The 17,042-nt window shown below is 72.5% G+C and carries 15 protein-coding genes and 1 pseudogene; 8 read left to right on the top strand and 8 right to left on the bottom strand.

The annotated features are described in order from the left end of the window. Window positions 1-51 precede the first annotated feature (51 nt). Both ACPU2J_RS31105 and ACPU2J_RS31100 read right to left on the bottom strand, forming a co-directional pair. The gene (locus ACPU2J_RS31105; protein WP_423834544.1) at window positions 52-1,464 is read right to left on the bottom strand and encodes an alanine racemase; all 1,413 of its coding nucleotides are present in this window, start codon (window positions 1,462-1,464) and stop codon (window positions 52-54) included. A 149-nt stretch (window positions 1,465-1,613) separates the two neighbouring features. Then, window positions 1,614-2,249 carry a VOC family protein gene (locus ACPU2J_RS31100; protein WP_361592827.1) on the bottom strand — a complete coding sequence of 212 codons (636 nt, stop codon included), beginning with the start codon at window positions 2,247-2,249 and terminating at the stop codon, window positions 1,614-1,616. Window positions 2,250-2,439: 190 nt separating this feature from the next. Between ACPU2J_RS31100 and ACPU2J_RS31095 the strand changes: the two genes are divergently transcribed. After that, entirely contained in the window at window positions 2,440-4,614 is a 2,175-nt protein-coding gene (locus ACPU2J_RS31095) for a protein kinase domain-containing protein (protein WP_420078647.1), read from the top strand. 68 nt (window positions 4,615-4,682) lie between these two features. Here ACPU2J_RS31095 and ACPU2J_RS31090 read toward each other — a convergent pair whose 3' ends face one another. Continuing rightward, window positions 4,683-5,408 carry a peptidylprolyl isomerase gene (locus ACPU2J_RS31090; RefSeq protein WP_420078648.1) on the bottom strand — a complete coding sequence of 242 codons (726 nt, stop codon included), beginning with the start codon at window positions 5,406-5,408 and terminating at the stop codon, window positions 4,683-4,685. Window positions 5,409-5,775: 367 nt separating this feature from the next. Here ACPU2J_RS31090 and ACPU2J_RS31085 point away from each other — a divergent pair, with 367 nt between their 5' ends. The 5 genes from ACPU2J_RS31085 to ACPU2J_RS31065 all read left to right on the top strand — a co-directional run bounded on the left by ACPU2J_RS31085 (window position 5,776) and on the right by ACPU2J_RS31065 (window position 10,338). Next, the gene (locus ACPU2J_RS31085; RefSeq protein ID WP_423834543.1) at window positions 5,776-7,947 is read left to right on the top strand and encodes a SpoIIE family protein phosphatase; all 2,172 of its coding nucleotides are present in this window, start codon (window positions 5,776-5,778) and stop codon (window positions 7,945-7,947) included. A 27-nt stretch (window positions 7,948-7,974) separates the two neighbouring features. Next, entirely contained in the window at window positions 7,975-8,310 is a 336-nt protein-coding gene (locus ACPU2J_RS31080; RefSeq protein WP_361592815.1) for an ArsR/SmtB family transcription factor, read from the top strand. Continuing rightward, entirely contained in the window at window positions 8,310-9,002 is a 693-nt protein-coding gene (locus ACPU2J_RS31075) for a cation transporter (protein WP_420078650.1), read from the top strand. The genes ACPU2J_RS31080 and ACPU2J_RS31075 overlap by 1 nt, the downstream gene beginning before the upstream one ends. Then, window positions 8,999-9,628: a methyltransferase family protein gene (locus tag ACPU2J_RS31070; RefSeq protein WP_423834542.1), complete on the top strand. Its 630-nt coding sequence runs from the start codon at window positions 8,999-9,001 to the stop codon at window positions 9,626-9,628. Before ACPU2J_RS31075 ends, ACPU2J_RS31070 begins: the two co-directional genes overlap by 4 nt. A gap of 104 nt (window positions 9,629-9,732) precedes the next feature. Further along, the gene (locus ACPU2J_RS31065) at window positions 9,733-10,338 is read left to right on the top strand and encodes a cation diffusion facilitator family transporter (RefSeq protein WP_423834541.1); all 606 of its coding nucleotides are present in this window, start codon (window positions 9,733-9,735) and stop codon (window positions 10,336-10,338) included. 59 nt (window positions 10,339-10,397) lie between these two features. On the opposite strand, the gene ACPU2J_RS31060 is transcribed toward ACPU2J_RS31065, so the two are convergent. The 4 genes from ACPU2J_RS31060 to ACPU2J_RS31045 form a co-directional block, all read right to left on the bottom strand. Then, window positions 10,398-10,613 carry a heavy-metal-associated domain-containing protein gene (locus tag ACPU2J_RS31060; protein WP_365489536.1) on the bottom strand — a complete coding sequence of 72 codons (216 nt, stop codon included), beginning with the start codon at window positions 10,611-10,613 and terminating at the stop codon, window positions 10,398-10,400. Beyond that, window positions 10,610-11,698, bottom strand: a complete 1,089-nt coding sequence (locus tag ACPU2J_RS31055) for a sulfite exporter TauE/SafE family protein (RefSeq protein WP_420078652.1) — start codon at window positions 11,696-11,698, stop codon at window positions 10,610-10,612. Before ACPU2J_RS31055 ends, ACPU2J_RS31060 begins: the two co-directional genes overlap by 4 nt. 84 nt (window positions 11,699-11,782) lie before the next feature. Continuing rightward, window positions 11,783-12,124 (bottom strand): hypothetical protein, encoded by a 342-nt coding sequence (locus tag ACPU2J_RS31050; RefSeq protein WP_365071203.1) that lies wholly within the window; start codon window positions 12,122-12,124, stop codon window positions 11,783-11,785. A gap of 943 nt (window positions 12,125-13,067) precedes the next feature. Further along, window positions 13,068-13,370, bottom strand: coding sequence for a hypothetical protein (locus ACPU2J_RS31045; RefSeq protein WP_423834540.1), 303 nt, complete (start codon window positions 13,368-13,370; stop codon window positions 13,068-13,070). Window positions 13,371-13,468: 98 nt separating this feature from the next. Here ACPU2J_RS31045 and ACPU2J_RS31040 point away from each other — a divergent pair. Next, window positions 13,469-13,852 (top strand): annotated as a pseudogene (locus ACPU2J_RS31040) (HSP18 transcriptional regulator); the annotation flags it as partial. Window positions 13,853-14,009: 157 nt separating this feature from the next. On the opposite strand, the gene ACPU2J_RS31035 reads toward ACPU2J_RS31040, so the two are convergent. Next, window positions 14,010-14,771 carry a potassium channel family protein gene (locus ACPU2J_RS31035; protein ID WP_423834539.1) on the bottom strand — a complete coding sequence of 254 codons (762 nt, stop codon included), beginning with the start codon at window positions 14,769-14,771 and terminating at the stop codon, window positions 14,010-14,012. A 682-nt stretch (window positions 14,772-15,453) separates the two neighbouring features. Here ACPU2J_RS31035 and ACPU2J_RS31030 point away from each other — a divergent pair. After that, window positions 15,454-16,995 carry an alanine/glycine:cation symporter family protein gene (locus tag ACPU2J_RS31030; protein WP_423834538.1) on the top strand — a complete coding sequence of 514 codons (1,542 nt, stop codon included), beginning with the start codon at window positions 15,454-15,456 and terminating at the stop codon, window positions 16,993-16,995. Window positions 16,996-17,042 lie beyond the last annotated feature (47 nt).

The raw sequence follows: 17,042 nt of genomic DNA, 5'->3' as shown, positions 1-17,042 counted from the left end.
GTGAGTACGGGATGCGTATGGGATGCGTGCGGGGACGTGCCGGGGGGTGCGTCAGACGCCGTCGAGTCGCCAGTGCGGCGGGCCGCTGCCGTCGCCGAGCCGGAGGACGGCCTTCCGCGGCAGGGGGGCGTCGTGGAACGGCGACTCGTTGGAGTCCATCTGGTAGCCCGCGGTGTTGAGGTAGACCAGGTGGTCGCCACGGCGTACGGGGCGCGGGAAGCCGATCTTCCGCCAGGTCAGCACGTCGCTCTCCAGGCAGGTGGCGCCCGCGACGCAGGCCGGGAACAGCGCGTCGGCCGCGGGGGCCGAGGCGGCCTCCGGCACGGTGGACAGCAGGAGCGGGTCGGGCAGGTAGTCGCTGTTGAACCACTGCTCGGAGAGGCTGAAGCTGCTCCCGGCGACGGTGACGATCGCGTACCCGTCGGCATCGCGCCGGTCGTCGACCTGCTGGACGCGGAAGAGGGTGAATCCGGCCTGGTCCAGCAGGGCCCGGCCCGGTTCGACGACGAAGCGGATCCCGTTTCGGCCCGCTTTCGCCGACAGGCTCTCGGCGCCGTCGACCCGGTGTTCCATGATCGCGGTCACGGCCCGGTCCGCGGTCTGACCGCCGTAGGGGTAGAAGTCCTGGAAGTTCCTGGCCGCGTGGTAGTGGGCCGGCCGGTTCTGCGCGAGGAACGCGTCCCAGAGCCGCGGCTCGACGTACCGGACGGGCAACCCGCCGCCGATGTCGACCAGTTCGGCCGAGCTCGCGCCGCGCCGCCGGGCGTCGAGGCAGTGCTCGATCATCTCGTTCGCCGCCGTCGCGCGCTGCGTCGTGGAGTAGCCGCCGAGGTGGAAGGAGAAGCCGCGCAGGAGGAGGTCGTCGGCGCGTTCCGCGCAGACTCCGACAGCGGCGGCACGCTCGGCGGCCGAGAGGCCGAAGCGGCTGGCGAACTGGCCGGCCGTACGGGTTCGCAGCAGCACCCGCGCCTGCCGCCGCGCGGTGCGTGCGGTGGCCGCGAGCCGGCGGAGCTCACCGACGGAGTCGACGGCCACCAGGCAGCCGTGCTGGACGGCGAGGGTGTGCAGCGCGTCGTCCTTCTCCGGGCCGGATATACCGATCCGGTGCCCGGGGACTCCGCCCGCCAGGGCGCCGACCAGTTCCGGGGCGCTCGCGACGTCGACCCCGATGCCGAGGGCGGCGGCCGACCTGACGTAGCAGTCGGCCTTGTTGGCCTTCTTGGCGAACAGGACGTCCGCGGTCACGCCCGCCCCGGCGAACGCACGGCGGAGCCGGGCGACGTTCTCCTCGAAGACCTCGGGCAGCACCACGTGCAGCGGTGAGCCCAGGCCGTCCAGGAGTTCGGCCAGCAGGGCGCGGTGGTCCGCCAGGAGCGCGGAGACGGCGGGGTGTCGGAGTGCGGGAAGCGCGAAGGGCCGCACCGCTGCGGCCGGGCGCTCGAACACGGGTCGCGAGATGAGCACCCGGTAGTTCTATATGAAGATGGCAGTCATTTTCAATACGGCGAGGAGGGCGCCTCACCCAATCGATACGAAGCGGACAATCGGTCGGGAATGGCACCCCACGGACATCAGGGCCCCTCACCGCCGCCCTTCGGGCGGTCGGGCCCGGGTCAGATGGTGACCGGGCCTCGGGCGGTGGCGAACTCGACCGAGACCAGGCCCGGTTCCTCGTCCTCGACCCAGGTGACGTCGATCTGGTCGAGGGGGTGGTCGGCCGGTTCACCGAGGAACTCGGCGATGGAGGCGGCATCGCCGGCGATGGAGACCCCGTGGATGGTGGTGGAGGTGCGCGGGTCGGCGCTCGGGCGTTCCTCGGTCGGAACGGTCCACTGCAGGAAGTACGGGAGCTGCGGGTCCTCCATCAGTTCCAGCAGGCCGATCTGCTTCCACCTGAGGTCGAACCCGTCGGGGCGGACCCGGTGCCCCTCGGCGGAGGTGCGGCCGAGGCGCGCCTCGACCGGGGCGATGTCGTCGACCGAGACCACCCAGCCGAGCCAGCCGCCGCCCTCGGCGGCGCGGCGCGCGACGGCCTGGCCGAAGGGTGCGCGGTCGGCGGCGGGGTGGTCGAGTGTGGTGACGACCTCCACGTAGGTGCCGCCGCTCAGCGGGAGGATGAAGTTGCGGGTGCCGAAGCGCGGATGCACACCCCCGTCGACGAACCCGCCGCCGAGGGCCGATCCGATCCACTGGACGGTGGAGACGAAGCTGTCGCGGGCCACCGCATAGGACACGTGATCAAGTCGCACCACGCCATCATGGCCCGACAACCGGGACAAATCCCTACGCCACGCCCGCCGGTCCCCCACCGGAGACCGCCGCTTCCTCCGCCGCGGCCGACGGCCCGCCGGGCCTCCGGGAGGGCCTCGCTTGACTGGCGGTCGGCGCGACAGGTAGGGAGAGGCTGTTCATCACGCAAGATGTGAAAATGGGGGACGAATGAAGCCGCTCGAAACGGGTGATCCCACCTCGCTCGGCGACGGCCGCTACCGACTGGTGGGACGGCTCGGCCAGGGGGGCATGGGGGTGGTCTACCTGGGCCGTTCCCGGTCCGGTCGCGCGGTCGCCATCAAGGTCGTACGCCCCGAGCTCAGCACCGAGCCCGGGTTCCGGCGGAGGTTCGCCGACGAGGTCGCGGCCGCCCGGCGGGTCGGAGGCTTCCACACCGCGCCGGTGGTCGACGCGGACCCGGACGGGGAGCCGGCGTGGCTGGTGACGGCCTTCGTGCCCGGCCCCACCCTGCAAGCGGTACTGGCGCGTGTCGGATCGCTGCCCCTGGACACGCTCACGGTGCTGGCCGCCGGCCTGGCCGAGGCGCTGGAGGCGATCCACCGGGCGGGGGTCATCCACCGCGACCTCAAGCCCGCGAACATCATCGTCGCGGAGGACGGACCGCGCGTCATCGACTTCGGTATCGCGCGCGCCCTGGACGGTACGGCCCTCACCCAGACCGGCCTGCAGGTCGGCACGCCGGGCTTCCTGGCGCCCGAGCAGCTCACCGGCGGTGGCGCACTCACCCCCGCGGTCGACATGTTCGCCCTGGGGGTGGTACTCACGCAGGCCGCGGGCGGCACTCCCTTCGGCGACGGGCCGTCCGCGGCCAGGCACTACAAGGTGGTCCACGAGGAGGCGGACCTGACCGCGGTGCCCGGTGAACTCCGCGCGGCCATCGGCGCCTGCCTGTCCAAGGACCCGGCGGCTCGGCCCACACCGGCCGCGTTCCTCGCCGGCCTCACCGTCCACCACCCGGACGACGGCTCCTGGCTGCCGGAGGCGGCGACGCAGCTGCTCCCGGTCCCGGAACCGGCCGTGCGCCCCACCACGCCGGACAGCCCCCCGGAGAGCCTGCCGGACACCGCGCGGGAGCTCCCGCTCCCGGACACCGCGCAGGAAACCCCGCTCCCGGTCACGGCACGGGAAGCCCCAGCGGCGGAGACCGCACAGGCGGCCCCGGTCGCGGAGACCGCCCCGCCGGCCGTCACCGTCCCGGACATCGCCCCGCCGGACGCCGCTTCGTCGGCCGGCGCTCCGCCGGGCGGCGCGGAGCCCCGTCCCGAACGGACGCGCACCCTGACGGAGCCCGGTGCACCGCTCTCCCCCGTCCTCGCTCAGGCGCCGCAGGCGACTCCGGGCAAGCCCTCGCGTCGCCGCGTGGTGCTGGCGGTGGCGCTCGTGACGGCACTCGCGGCCGCCGGCCTGTTCGTGTGGCAGCCCTGGAAGGACTCCGTCAAGGACAACGCCAAGCCCGGCGCGACCGGACCCACCGAACCGGACCCCGCCCTGCTCCCCACCGATCCCCTGCTGGTCCGGCTGGACACGGCCCCGGGCTGGCCCGGGACGTGCAACGGGGTCATCGCCCGCCGGGACACCGACGCGGAGAAGCCCGTACAGCTGATCGCCTCGGCTGCGGGAGCATGCGACACCCTGCCCCAGTGGTCCCCCGACCGCAGGTCGTTCGCGTTCACCCGCAGCACTCCCGAGGGCACGGCCGTCTGGACCGCCAACGCCGACGGTTCGAACGCGCGGCGGATCACCGCCATCGCCAACGGCAGGGTGTCCTGGTCCCCGGACGGCAGCCGGCTGGCCGTGCTGCGCAAGAAGGACGGCGTGCAGCAGCTGTTCGTGGTCGACGTCGCCGACGGCTCGGCGAAGCAGGTCACGTCGGGCAAGGGCCAGGTCGAGGATCCCGCGTGGTCGCCGGACGGCAAGAGCATCGCGGTCTGCCTGGAGACGGGACCCGGTAACTGGCAGCTCCACCTGGTCGACCCCGCCGATGCGAACCGAGCCCCGCAGCAGGTGACCCGGCTGCCCCATCCGGCACTCGACCCCGTCTGGTCGCCGGACGGCACCACCTTCGCCTACACGGCGGGGACGTACGGCACGGAAACGCAGGGCGACATCCGCCTCGTGAAGGCCGACGGCAGTGACGATCGCGAACTGGTCGCCACCAGCGCCCACGAGATGGACCCCTCCTGGTCCGCCGACGGCAACTGGGTGGCCTTCGTCCGCGGTCCGTACGAGGAGCCCGCGGTCTGGGCCGTGCGCGCGGACGGGACCGGCGAGCAGAAGCTCACCACCGGCGTCGGCACCGAGGGGCATCCCGCCTGGCGCTGACTCCCGCAGAGGGAGGCGGAGGCGGCCACGTCCCCGGGCACGCTCATCGGGGACGTGGCCGCGGCGCGTCAGGGCCGGCAGGACTGCCGGACGCGGAGCAGCTCGGTCCGCAGTACGGGGGTGCCGTCGACCGGTGCCGGGTCGTCCGCGGTCGGCTGGATGCCTCCGGCGGCGACCTTGTCGAGCGTCACGAGGCCGGCGGCGTCGACCGTACCGAACACGGTGTAGTTCGGTCGCAGCGCGGAGTCCCCCCACACGACGAAGAACTGCGAACCGTTCGTGTCCGGACCGGCGTTGGCCATCGCCAGCAGCCCGCGCTCGTAGACACGGCGCGCGCCGGTCGGATCGGTCGGTGCCGGCGGCAGGTCCACCGGCAGCTCGTCCTTGTACTTGTATCCGGGCCCGCCCTCACCGGTGCCGGTCGGGTCGCCGCACTGCAGGACCTTCAGGGTCGGATACGCCGTCAGACGGTGGCACACCGTGCGGTCGTAGAACCCGTGGCGCGCCAGGTGCAGGAAACTCTGCACCGTGCACGGCGCCTTGGCCCGGTCCAGAGTCAGCGGGAGCGGGCCCCGGCTGGTCGGAACGGACACGTCGACCGTGCCGCGGCTGGGGGTGCGCCGCGGATCGGGCGGCAGCGGAACGGCGCGCGCCGGCGGCTCGTCCGGGGTCTGCGTGTACTGGCAGGGTCCGTGCGTGGTGCGCGGCGGAGCGCCGTCGGACGCGGTGGCGACACCCCCTCCGGACACGACCAACGTCACGGCCGCCAATCCGCTGATGACTGCTCGGTTCATCCTGCACGCCTTCCCGATGATCGCCAGGTGCGGAGCGGTCGCAGTCTAGGGCGTGGTCCGGTCGGCGGGAGGGGAACTTCCGGCCGATCCGGCGGCTTCGGCCGATGCCCTTCGCCACGGCCGCGTGCTCGCCCCGCGCCGCCGGAGTTCCACCCGGACCGGTCACGCATCCACCAGGACATCTGCGCACAGGGGCTCGCACCTGCCCGGCACATCGACCGCGTACGCCACGGATGCGATTCTGGACAGAGGACCGCTGCCGAGATCTGCCGCGCGGCGGCGACGGGGGCAGGATGAGAGGGCCGACGGCTGTCCGGGCCGGACCACCGGTCCGCGGCCCGCCGCCCCTGGCGAAGGAGGTCCGGTCATGGTCGCGTCCGAGACGTTCCGGGCCGGATCCGGCCCCGTCCGGGCGGTCCCCTCCGAGGCCGGCGGCCTGCTGGACGTCCTGAGCGTGGCCGCCGTGGTCCTGGACTCCCGGGGCAGGATCACCTTGTGGAGCCCGCAGGCGCAGGAGCTGTTCGGCTGGTCGGCCGAGGAGGCGCTGGGCCGCTACGCGGCCGAACTGCTGGTCGCCGAGGATCACGTCGACCTCGTGCTGGAGCTGTTCGCCAAGGTCATGGCCGGTGACGGTGCCTGGGCCGGCGTGTTCCCGGTCCGGCACAAGGACGGCTCCACCCGGCTGGCCGAATTCCGCAACATGCGGCTGCAGGACGAAACGGGCGGCATGTACGCCCTGGGGATCGCCTGCGACGAGGCTGTCCTGCGGGACGTGGAACGGGACCTGGCCCTCTCGGTGCCGCTGGTGGCCCAGTCCCCGCTCGGGCTGGCGGTGCTGGACACCGGGCTGCGGTACGTCCTGGTCAACCCGATGCTGCAGCGGATCAACGGTCTGCCCGCCGAGGAGCATCTGGGCCGTACGCCCCACGAAGCGCTGCCCTTCCTCGACACCGACGCGATCGAAGCCTCCATGCGCCAGGTCCTGGAGACCGGCGTACCGCTGCTGGACCAGTACGGCGTCGGGCGCACCCCCGCCGACCCGTACGAGGAGCACGCCTGGTCGGGGTCGTACTACCGGCTCGAGGGCCCCGGCGGGCGGGTGATCGGCGTGGCGCTGGTGGTCGTGGACGTCACCGACAGCTACCGCGCCGCCAGGGAGGCCGCCGCGGCCCGTCGCCGGCTCGACCTGATCGCCCGGGCGTCGGTGACCGTCGGCACCACCCTGGACCTGGAACGCACGGCCCGTGAGCTCGCCGAGCTCGTCGTGGCCGACCTGGCCGACATCGCCTCGGTCGACGTGCTGGACTCCGTCCTCGAGGGAAGCGTGGAACTGGATCCCGGCTCCCGGTCGGGGCCGACCCGCTTCATGGCCCTCGCGCTGGGCACGTCCTACGCGACGGACGCCGTACGCGCCGCGGATCCGGTGGGCCGGCGGACCACGTACCCGGCCGAGCGCCTGGTCACCCGCTGCGTGAGCACGCGGCGCCCCGTCCTGGTCGCGCGGATCGGCGGCTCGGATCTGCAGCACATCGCCCGCGACCCGGCCGCGGCCGCGCTCCTCGCCGCGGAGGGAGCCCATTCCTATCTGGCCGTACCGCTCACCGCCCGCGGGCAGGTCCTCGGCGCGCTGGGCCTGCTGCGCACCCGCAACCCGCTGCCCTTCGGCGACGACGACGTCGCCCTGGCCCGTGAGCTGGCCACCCGCGCCGCCATCGCCATCGACAACGCCCGCTGGTACCAGCACGCCACGGACACGGCCCTGACCCTCCAGCGCCACCTCCTCCCCCATCCCCCGCCCCGGGCCGCAGGCCTCCAGATCGCCTACCGCTACCAGCCGGCGGCGGCCGCCAGCGGGATCGGCGGTGACTGGTTCGACGCGATCCCGCAGCCGGACGACCGGACCGCACTCGTCGTCGGCGACGTCATGGGGCACGGCGTCCACGCCGCCGCCACCATGGGACAGCTGCGCACGGCGACCCGTACCCTCGCCGACCTGGGGCTCGATCCGGCCCGGGTGCTGCGCCACCTCGACCACATCGCCACCGAACTGGACGGGACCATGGCGACGTGCGTGTACGCCACGTGGGACCCCCGGCTCGCGCGGTGCCGCGTCGCCCTGGCGGGCCACCCGCCCCCGGTGGTCATCCGGTCCGGGCGGGCCCCGGCCCTGGTCGACCTCCCGGCCGGGGTGCCGCTCGGTACGGGCGGCCTCGGCGGCACGGGCTTCGAGAACACCACCGTCGACCTGCTGCCCGGCGACCGACTGGTCCTCTACACCGACGGCCTCGTCGAAACCCGCGGCGACGCCCTGGACGACCGCCTCGACCTGCTCCTCCACCTGCTCTCCGATCCGGCCCTGCCACCCGAGGCCACCTGCGACAGGCTCCTGTCGGCTCTGCGCCACCGCGACGCGGCCGACGACGTCGCCCTCGTGATCGCCCAGGTGCGTCCCCACCCGCCCGCCGCCACCGCCGCCGCCGCCGCCGGGAGTCACGACTCCCCTTCCTCCCCCCTGAGCCGACAGTTCAGGCTTTCCTGAATTCAGAAGTCGATGTACTGTCGGGACGTGCTGAACATCGCCGAAGACATCGAGGTCCTGGCGCGCTTCGGACGCGCCCTCGCCGATCCGATCCGCTGCCGTCTGCTCCTCGAGATCCGCGAGGCCCCTGCGCACCCCTCCGACCTCGCCGACAAGCTGGGCATCTCCCGCACTCGGCTCTCCAACCACCTCGCCTGCCTGCGTGACTGCGGCCTCGTGGTCGCCGTCCCCGAAGGCCGCCGCACGCGCTACGAGCTCGCCGATGCGCGGCTCGGGCACGCCCTCGACGACCTCCGCTCCGCGGTCGTCACCGTCGCCGCCGACCGGACCTGCACAGAGGCGGACGAGAAGGGCTGCTGCTGATGGCCGCCCTGGCGCTCGGCCCGTCGCCCGCCCGGCGCGACGTACTGACCCGCCGCATACGGCTGCTCGTGGCCGCGACGATCACCTACAACGTCGTCGAGGCGGGCGTCGCCCTCACCGCCGGCGCCATGGCCTCCTCCACCGCGTTGGTCGGCTTCGGCCTCGACTCGGTCATCGAGGTCTCCTCCGCCGCCGCGGTCGCCTGGCAGTTCTCCGCCCACGACCATGCGGTCCGGGAGGCCCGCGAGCACCGGGCTCTGCGGATCGTCGCCGTCTCGTTCTACGTCCTCGCCGCCTACGTCGCCGTCGACGCCGTACGGGCCCTGACCGGCGCGGGCGGGGCGTCGCCCTCCGTGCCGGGCATCGCCCTCGCCGCGTTGTCGCTCGCGGTGATGCCCTTCCTGTCCGCCGCCCAGCGCCGGGCGGGGCGGGAGCTCGGCTCCGCATCCGCCGTGGCCGATTCCCGGCAGACCCTCCTGTGCACCTACCTCTCGGCCGTCGTCCTCGCCGGCCTCGCCCTCAACGCCACCCTCGGCTGGACCTGGGCGGACCCGATCGCCGCCCTCGTCATCGCGGCCGTCGCCGTCAAGGAGGGCCGCGACGCGTGGCGGGGCAGGGGCTGCTGCGCCGCGGGGCCGTCCGGCGCGTGCCGCACCCCACAGACCACGTCGAAGACGGAGGAGAAGAAGTGAACAACTGGGCCTGGACCACGCTGGCGCTGTTCGCCGCCTGGGCCGTGACCGCCTTCGGGCTCCGCGCCGCCGTGCAGCGGCGCCGCACCGGAGACGCCGGTTTCCGGGGCGTCTCGGGCCGGCCCGGGTCCGCCGCGTGGTGGGCCGGCGTCCTGTTCGTCCTCGCGCTCCTGGGCGGAGCCGCGGCCCCCGCCGCCGCACTCGCCGGAATGCCCACGCTGCCCGGCGCGGGCGGCAGTTCGGACCTTCGGTGGACGGGGCTGGCCGTGGCCCTGGCGGGCATGGCCGCCACCCAGGTCGCGCAGAGCAGGATGGGTGCGTCCTGGCGCGTCGGGGTGGACGCCGCCGAGCGCACGGACCTCGTGACCTCCGGACTCTTCGCGTACGTGCGCAACCCGGTCTTCACCGCGATGACCGTGACCGCCGCGGGGCTCGCCCTGATGGTGCCCAACGCCCTCGCCGTCCTCGCCTGGCTCGTGCTCGTCCTCGCCGTCGAGCTCCAGGTCCGCGTGGTGGAGGAACCGTACCTGGCCGGGGTGCACGGCCGTGCGTACGCCGACTACACGGCGCGGGCCGGCCGGTTCGTCCCCGGCGTCGGCAGGCGCGCCGGTACGGCCGCGGCCTGAAGACGCCGGCCCGTCATGCCCGTGGCGCGGCGGGCTTCGGGCCCACCCCTGCCAGGCCGGCCACGGGAGCCGGCCGGCGCCACAGGACCCGGAGGTACAGCACCATGGGACACGGCCACAGCCACGACTCCCCCACCGGGGACGACGGTGGCGCCGGTGGCGACGGGCACGCCCACGGCCCGCGGATCGGCAGCGCGGGCGAGCGCCACCAGAAGCCCCTGGCCATCGCCTTCTCCATCACCGCGGCGTACGCCCTGGTGGAGGTGGTGGCCGACGTCGCCACCGGCTCCCTCGCCCTGATCAGCGACGCCGCCCACATGGGCACCGACGTCCTGGGCCTCGGGCTGGCCCTCGCCGCGATCCGCCTCGCAAGGCGCCCGGCCGCCGGCCGGTGCACGTACGGCACCTACCGCCTCGAAGTCCTGGCCGCGATCATCAACGGCCTGCTGCTCTTCGGCGTGGCCTTCTACGTCCTCTACGAAGCCGTGCAACGCTTCCGCGACCCCGTCGAGGTCCCGGGCCTCCCGGTGCTGGTCGTCGCCGTCGTCGGCCTCGTCGTCAACCTCATCTCCTTCCGCCTGCTGACCGCCGGCGCCAAGGAGAGCCTCAACGTCAAGGGCGCCTACTTCGAGGTCCTCGCCGACATGCTCGGTTCCGTCGGCGTGCAGGTCGAGCCCGCCGACCACACGGAGGAACCGGTCGGCTTCTGACCGGCCGCGGGACCGGCCACGCGTACGACCCTGCCGTCCCGCGGATCCTCGTCGGTGGGTCAGGCCACGTGGACGGCCGTGTACCCGACTTCCGTGATCACGGCGATGACGGTGTCCGGGGCGACGGGAGCGGTCAGGTCGACGACCGTGCGTTCCCTGCGGACGTCGGTGGTGCTGGAGGCGACTCCTGGCAGCTCTTCGACCTCGTCGTCGATGAGCAGCCCGCAGCTGTCGCAGTGCATGCCGGTGACGGCGAACTCCATGCGTGTGGTCACGAGACGGTCTCCTGTTCGGGTGCGGTGCGCAGGCTCTGGGCGGCCGGCTCCTGGAAGGTGATCCGGCCGCCGTACATGCCCATGGCGCAGGTGAATTCGAGGGTGCCGGGCTTACGGGTGCCCAGGTCGACGGTGGTCGTGCCGGTGACGGGCAGCTCCTTCCGGACTCCCAGGTCGGGGACGGCGAAGGACCGGGCGCAGCCGCCCGTGTCGTTCGTGGCGACGACGAGGATCGTGGGCACTCCGGCCTTCGCGGTGATCGCACCCGGGGTGTAGGAGTCGGAGCGGGCCTGGACGGTGATGGTCTGGCTGCCGTCGGGGTTGGTCAGTACGGCCCCGGAGGGCGTGGCGGCCGCCGCGGCGGGTGTGGCGGGCGTGGGCCACCAGCCGCCGAGCCGAAGGCCTGAGCCCAGGGTCCAGACCGCGACCAGGAGGACGACGACCGCGGTGACGAGGGTGAGGCGGCCCCGCCACAGCCGCGCCGCGGACCGCAGGAAGAATCCGAGCACGGCGAAGAGCGGGCCCGTGCCGAGCACGAAGCCCGCCATGACCGCGGCTCCGGCCGTCGCCGAGCCGGATGTCACGGCGATCAACTCGACGCTGAGGGTGACCCCGCAGGGGATCAGGACGGTGAGGAAACCGAGGACGGCCGGGGCCGAGACGGCCGTCGACTTCGCCGAGCGGCGCACGCGCCGCCCCCAGGACGCGGGCGGGCGCGGCACGAAGCGCCGTACGGCCCGCACCCCGAACATGTCGAGGGCGAAGAGGACCATCAGCACACCGGCGGCGATCAGCAGCCCGGCCTGCGTGCGGGGACCGGGCTGGACGGCGGCGCCGAGCAGCCCGAGGGCCGCGCCGAGCAGGGTGTGCGAGACCAGCTTGGCGCCGAGGAACACGCCGACGGGTGCGAAGAGCCCGCTGCGTTCCGAAGTCTCCGCGGCGGCTGGGGCTTCTGGGGCCGATGCTGTGGCGCGGCGGCCGACCGCGCCGGCCAGCAGACCGCCCTGCACCGCCGCGCAGGAGGCGCCGCCCGCGAACAGGCCTGTGGTGACACCGGTGACGAACAGCGTGATGGATGAGGTCATCGAGGAAGCTCCCTCGTCTGCGTCGCGAGCAGGACACGTGGAGATGCACACCGGCCGCCGCGCCCGAACCGTTCCACCGGGCCGTCACCGTCCGCCGGTCGTCGGCTGCGCGCTGCCCGAGGCCGGGGGCGCTGCCGGGGCCGGGCCGACGGGGCCGCGCTCCTCGACCGTGCCGCCCAGCGTGGCCCGCAGCGACTCCATGTACTCCTTGGACTTCGCCGACAGCGCCCACCGGTCGCCGACGAGGTAGACCCCGCCGTACATCTGCGCGTAGTCCAGCCAGGCCCGCTGCCCTTCGGCCGTGTCGAAGTCCAGGAGGACGTGGTCCGCCTGGGCGGACCTGCACGTGGCCTGGCGGTAGTCGGAGGCCTGCGACGTGATCTCGGCCGTGCAGCCCACGGCGGAGGCCAGTTGCTCCACGGTCATGGACGGAACGGTGGCGGGGCTGGGACTGACGACCGCAGTCGCGGCGGACTCGGCACCCCCGGAGCATCCGGAGACCAGCAGCGCGCACACGGCGGCCGGCGCCCACCGCACCGGTCCGCGCGGCCGCCACGTACGGGCGTTGCGGGCGGGGACCGGACAGGACGGTACGGGAGCGGTCAACTTTTCCTCCCCGGGACGGTTCCGGCAGGTGGGCCATCGCTTCGGCACCGGCGGCACGACGCGAAGGCTCCCGCGTACGGCGGCCTGAGACCGGTCCGTCCGGCACCGCCACCACCGGAAGTCCGTCCGACGGCGGCTGAGTTGTGGACGATAGTGCGGCTGCCGAGAGGGCCGAGCCGTTCTAGCAACTTCGGCTAAAGACCCCCCGGAGAACGCGCCCCGGACCACCCCTCCTGTATGGACCGAACGACGAAGAACCACCTCGTCGGGGCAGCAGCCACCTCACCACGTCCCGCCGATGGCGCCCTCCACCCCTCAGTGCGCGCCCGTACGCTCCCTGTCACATGGGGGTTCGTTCGGTCATTCTGGCGGCATGGCGACCCTTCCCAAGGCTCCATGCCCCTCTTGCTCCGTTCCGCACGCCTTGCTGCCGACCAAACGGATCGGGTACGGATCGGTCAAGGACCACAGGACCGAGCCCCGGTCACTGGTCCTGTGTCCGGGCAGCATGGCCCATGTCGCCTACGCCGAGGCGCGAGCATGGCAGCTCGAGTTCGAGCGCGCACAGCAGGAGGCAGCAAGGCCGACCGCAGTGGAAGAAACGCTCTTCGAGGGATGAGAGTCGGAGAGCCGCACCCAGGCGACTCACGCCACGAGAAGGTTTGCTCCATTGCCGCGGTCCTCGCCGACCACCGCGAAGCTGCCGAGTGCGTCGAACTCGCCTTCGGGGGACCGGCCGTATGCGACCGAGTCGGCCTCTGGCTCAGGCAGTTTGCGGCTGCCGCAGTTCCGCTTGGCCGAAGAGGAGCGCGTAGCCCTCCGGGAGCTGGTGGAGGATCCGGGCGAGGAGGTCGGAGCCGGCGAGACGCGAGACGACGGCGAGTACCGCGCCGGTGTCCCAACGGGCGATGGCAGGGCTGGTGCCGGTACGGGCGGCCATGACCGTGCGGACGGCTTCCCCGGCACGTTCGCGGGTCGGGTAGGCACCTTCGTAGCGCACGCGTTCCAGCATCTGCTCGAACGTCATGGCGGGGTGGGCCTGGTGCGGTCGAGGCTGGTCGTACATGGTGCTGCATCGCCTTTCTGTCAAAGGGTCTTCTGGCGGGTGGCGTCGGCCGGTCAGGTGGGCTGGGGGTGGCCGACGAGGAGGTCGTAGCCGGGCGGGAGCTCGCCCGCGATCAGGGCGCCAGCTGGGCCGACCTTGCCGGCCCCCTCGGAGTCTCCAGCCGCCAGGCCGCAGAGCGCCGCTACCTCCGCCTGCGCCCCGGCAAGGCCGGAAGCACCGGCGAGGAACGCGTCCAGGCCACCCGCAATACACGGGCTGCTGACCGGACGGTGACCGCCTGGGCCCGCGGCAACGCGGCCGACCTGCGCCGCCTCGCCGGCCAGGTCACCGCCCTCACCGGCCTGCCCTCCAGCGCCGAGGGCGCCATCGACGACCTGAACCAGGCGCTCGCCGACAACGACGCCTCCCGGCTCGTCCGCCCCCTGACCGACTCCCGCGCCCACCTGCGGCCCGAGGACACCGAGCTCGCCGAATCCGCTGATCCGGGCCGTGGCCGCACTCGACCTCATCGCCGACCGCCTCGCCGCCGTCGAAGGGGCCCTCAGGAAGGTGGAGATCCAGCCGAGCGGGGAACGGGGCGAGCGCACAGTCGACAAGCCCGCTCACCCATGAGCCCGGGGGCAGGGGAACCATCCGATGTCAGCCCCCACCCAGGTGGCCGTGGTCGCGGGCGTACGCCTCGAAGACCTCACGCGCCGCCCCCTGGGTATGCAGGAAGCGGCTGTCCAGGATGGCCGCCAGATCGTCCAGCGCGGCACGGACGACAGCCGCCGACCTCCGGACGTCGGGGTGCCGGGCGGCTGAGGCCTGATCGGCGAGGCCGACGGCACCCGCGATCTGCCCGGCGAGCGAGATGCGCCTGTCCCCGTCATGGAAGTAGTACGACTCGGCGTACTGCAGGAGGTCCACGCAGACGACGGACACGTCAGCGGCAAGTCCGTCGAGGACGGCCGCGCCCGCATCGGCGTCGACCTGGTCCGTGGTGGGGTGGGTGCGCACGAGGTGCGAGATCCGCAGGGCCAGGGAACGTCGGCGGGCAAGAGCGGGGAAGACCCCCAGGGTCCATGCCACCGTCGCGGTCAGCAGAGCGAATCCGACCAGGGACTCCATCGGTGCAACGATGCGAAGCCATCCCTCGGTGGGGGCGATGTCGCCGAGCCCGAGCGTGGAGATGTGGACCAGGGAGACGTACAGGGCGTCGTCAAATCCGGCGTGGTCGTCAGGCCGTAGGCCGGGAGCGTAAGCGAAGGCTTCCGGCATGAACGGCCAGTAGACCAGGGCCCATCCCACCACCGCCGTCAGGCACCACACGGCCACGACGACCGCCATGGCAACGGGGCCGGCCAGCCCTGCGGCACCGCGGCGCGGCAATGCCTTGGCCAGACGCCACACGGCGGTCATGGTCAGGCGGCTCAGCCCCCCATGACGAGTCGGGTGCCACAGGGTGTGGAACACGTCCCGAAGGACGAAGAGGACCAAAACAGCGCCAACGACGGCTCCGGGCCAGCCCATGCGCCTCCTCTCGACAGCCACGATGCAGGCCGCATCAGGTTCGGCCCCGCCTGGCGGCGCTGTTCACCGTGAGGCCAGAACGGCACGGTCGACCGCCGCGACACCCTGCCTACCAGCGAGTACCAGAGAGGTGAAATATGACGCGCCGGACGTCCACCAAGACCCGGGGATGCAGCCGGGAGCCCCGTGGGAGGAGAGGAACCAGTCAGCTGTTCGCTCAGGAGAACCTCAGATCCGAATAACGATCCGGTCACCAGAGCTGGGCAAACACCACAAAAGTTCAGCCAATGTGATGGGCGTCACTAAAGAAGAGGTAAAGAGCGTGCTAGGAATACGCAACTCCGCATCCGGCCCACCCTCGCCGGAACGTCCGGAGTGGCGGCCGCACCAGGTCGCGGCACCACCTGCAGTACATGTTCCACCTGCACGACCAAGGCGCCCCTCCCCCGATCCGTGTCCGCGGACCGGTGGCGCCACGGGTCGCCGATCGGACAACGGCGTTCGCTCACAGCCCGCCTTCACACACCGGCCCTCCGCACGGGGCCGGTCTGCGCCATCGAGGTTTTGCCACATGTCACTCGATTCCTTCACCGACTCCGTCGACGAGGCCGTCAGCGGATTCTTCGAGCCCATCGCCAAATGGCTCGGAGACGTCGTCTTCTACTCGGTGCCCGTCAACGGCACCGAACTCCCGCTGATCGTGGCCTGGCTGGTCGTGGCCGGTCTGGTGTTCTCGGCCTGGTTCGGCCTGATCCAGATACGCAAGTTCCCACTGGCGCTGAAGGTGGTCCGCGGCAAATACGACGAGAAGGGCTCGACCGGTGAGGTCAACCACTTCCAGGCGCTGACCGCCGCCGTCTCCGGAACCGTCGGCCTGGGCAACATCGCCGGTGTCGCCGTCGCCGTCTCCATCGGCGGCCCCGGTGCCACGTTCTGGATGATCCTCTGCGGCCTGCTGGGCATGGCCACGAAGTTCGTCGAGGTCACCCTCGGCGTGAAGTACCGCGAGGTCCACGCCGACGGCACCGTCTCCGGCGGCCCCATGCACTACCTGCCCAAGGGCCTCGCCGAGCGCTTCGGCGCCCGCGGCAAGACCCTCGGCAAGGTCCTCGCGGTCCTCGCCTCCGCGTTCATCCTGTTCTTCGGCCTCTTCGGCGGCAACCTCTTCCAGGTCAACCAGTCCTACGCCCAGCTGGTCTCCGTCACCGGCGGCGAGGACGGGATGATGGGCTCCTCGGCCGGCGCGCTGTTCTTCGGCATCCTGATCGCCGCCCTGGTCGGCGTCGTCCTGCTCGGCGGCATCCGCTCCATCGCCTCGGTCACCAGCAAGCTCGTCCCGGCCATGGCCGGCATCTACATCGCCGCGTGCCTGGTCGTCATCGCCGTCAACGTCACCGCCGTCCCGGCCGCGATCTCCACGATCATCGAGGGCGCCTTCAACCCCGAGGGCGTCGCCGGCGGTGTCCTCGGCGCACTGATCATCGGCTTCAAGCGGGCCGCGTTCTCCAACGAGGCCGGCCTCGGCTCCGCCCCGATCGCGCACTCCGCGGTCAAGACCAAGCACCCCGCCTCCGAGGGCCTGGTCGCCCTGCTGGAGCCGTTCATCGACACCGTCATCATCTGCACCATGACGGCGCTGACCATCGTCATCGCCAACCCGGCCAGCTGGGGCGAGGCCCGCAAGGGCGAGTCCATCGGCGGCGTGACCATCACCTCCGACGCCTTCGCCACCGTCCTGCCCTGGTTCCCCTACATCCTCACCATCGCCGTGATGCTGTTCGCCATCTCCACGGTGCTGACCTGGGGCTACTACTGCATGAAGGCCTGGACCCACCTGTTCGGCCGCAGCAGGACCAGCGAGCTGACGTTCAAGGTCATGTACACCCTCTTCGCGGTCGGCGGCTCCCTGCTGACCCTGCAGACCCTCATCGACATGGCCGACGCCGTGCTGTTCATGCTCGCCGTCATCAACATCATCGGCCTGTACCTGCTGGCCCCCGTCGTCAAGCGGGAGCTCAACACCTTCCTCGACTTCGCCCGCCGCCGCGACGCCGGCCAGGACACCGAATCCGACGAGGACGAAGACCAGGAGCCGGTGAAGACCACCGTCTGACCGTCCCCCCGGCGGCCCGGCTCCTCGCAGCGGGCCCGTGAGCACCT

Origin of the sequence: Streptomyces manipurensis, from assembly GCF_049570255.1 — a bacterium.
Classification (GTDB): Bacteria; Actinomycetota; Actinomycetes; order Streptomycetales; family Streptomycetaceae; genus Streptomyces; species Streptomyces manipurensis.
This window is presented reverse-complemented; position numbering and strand designations above follow the sequence as displayed.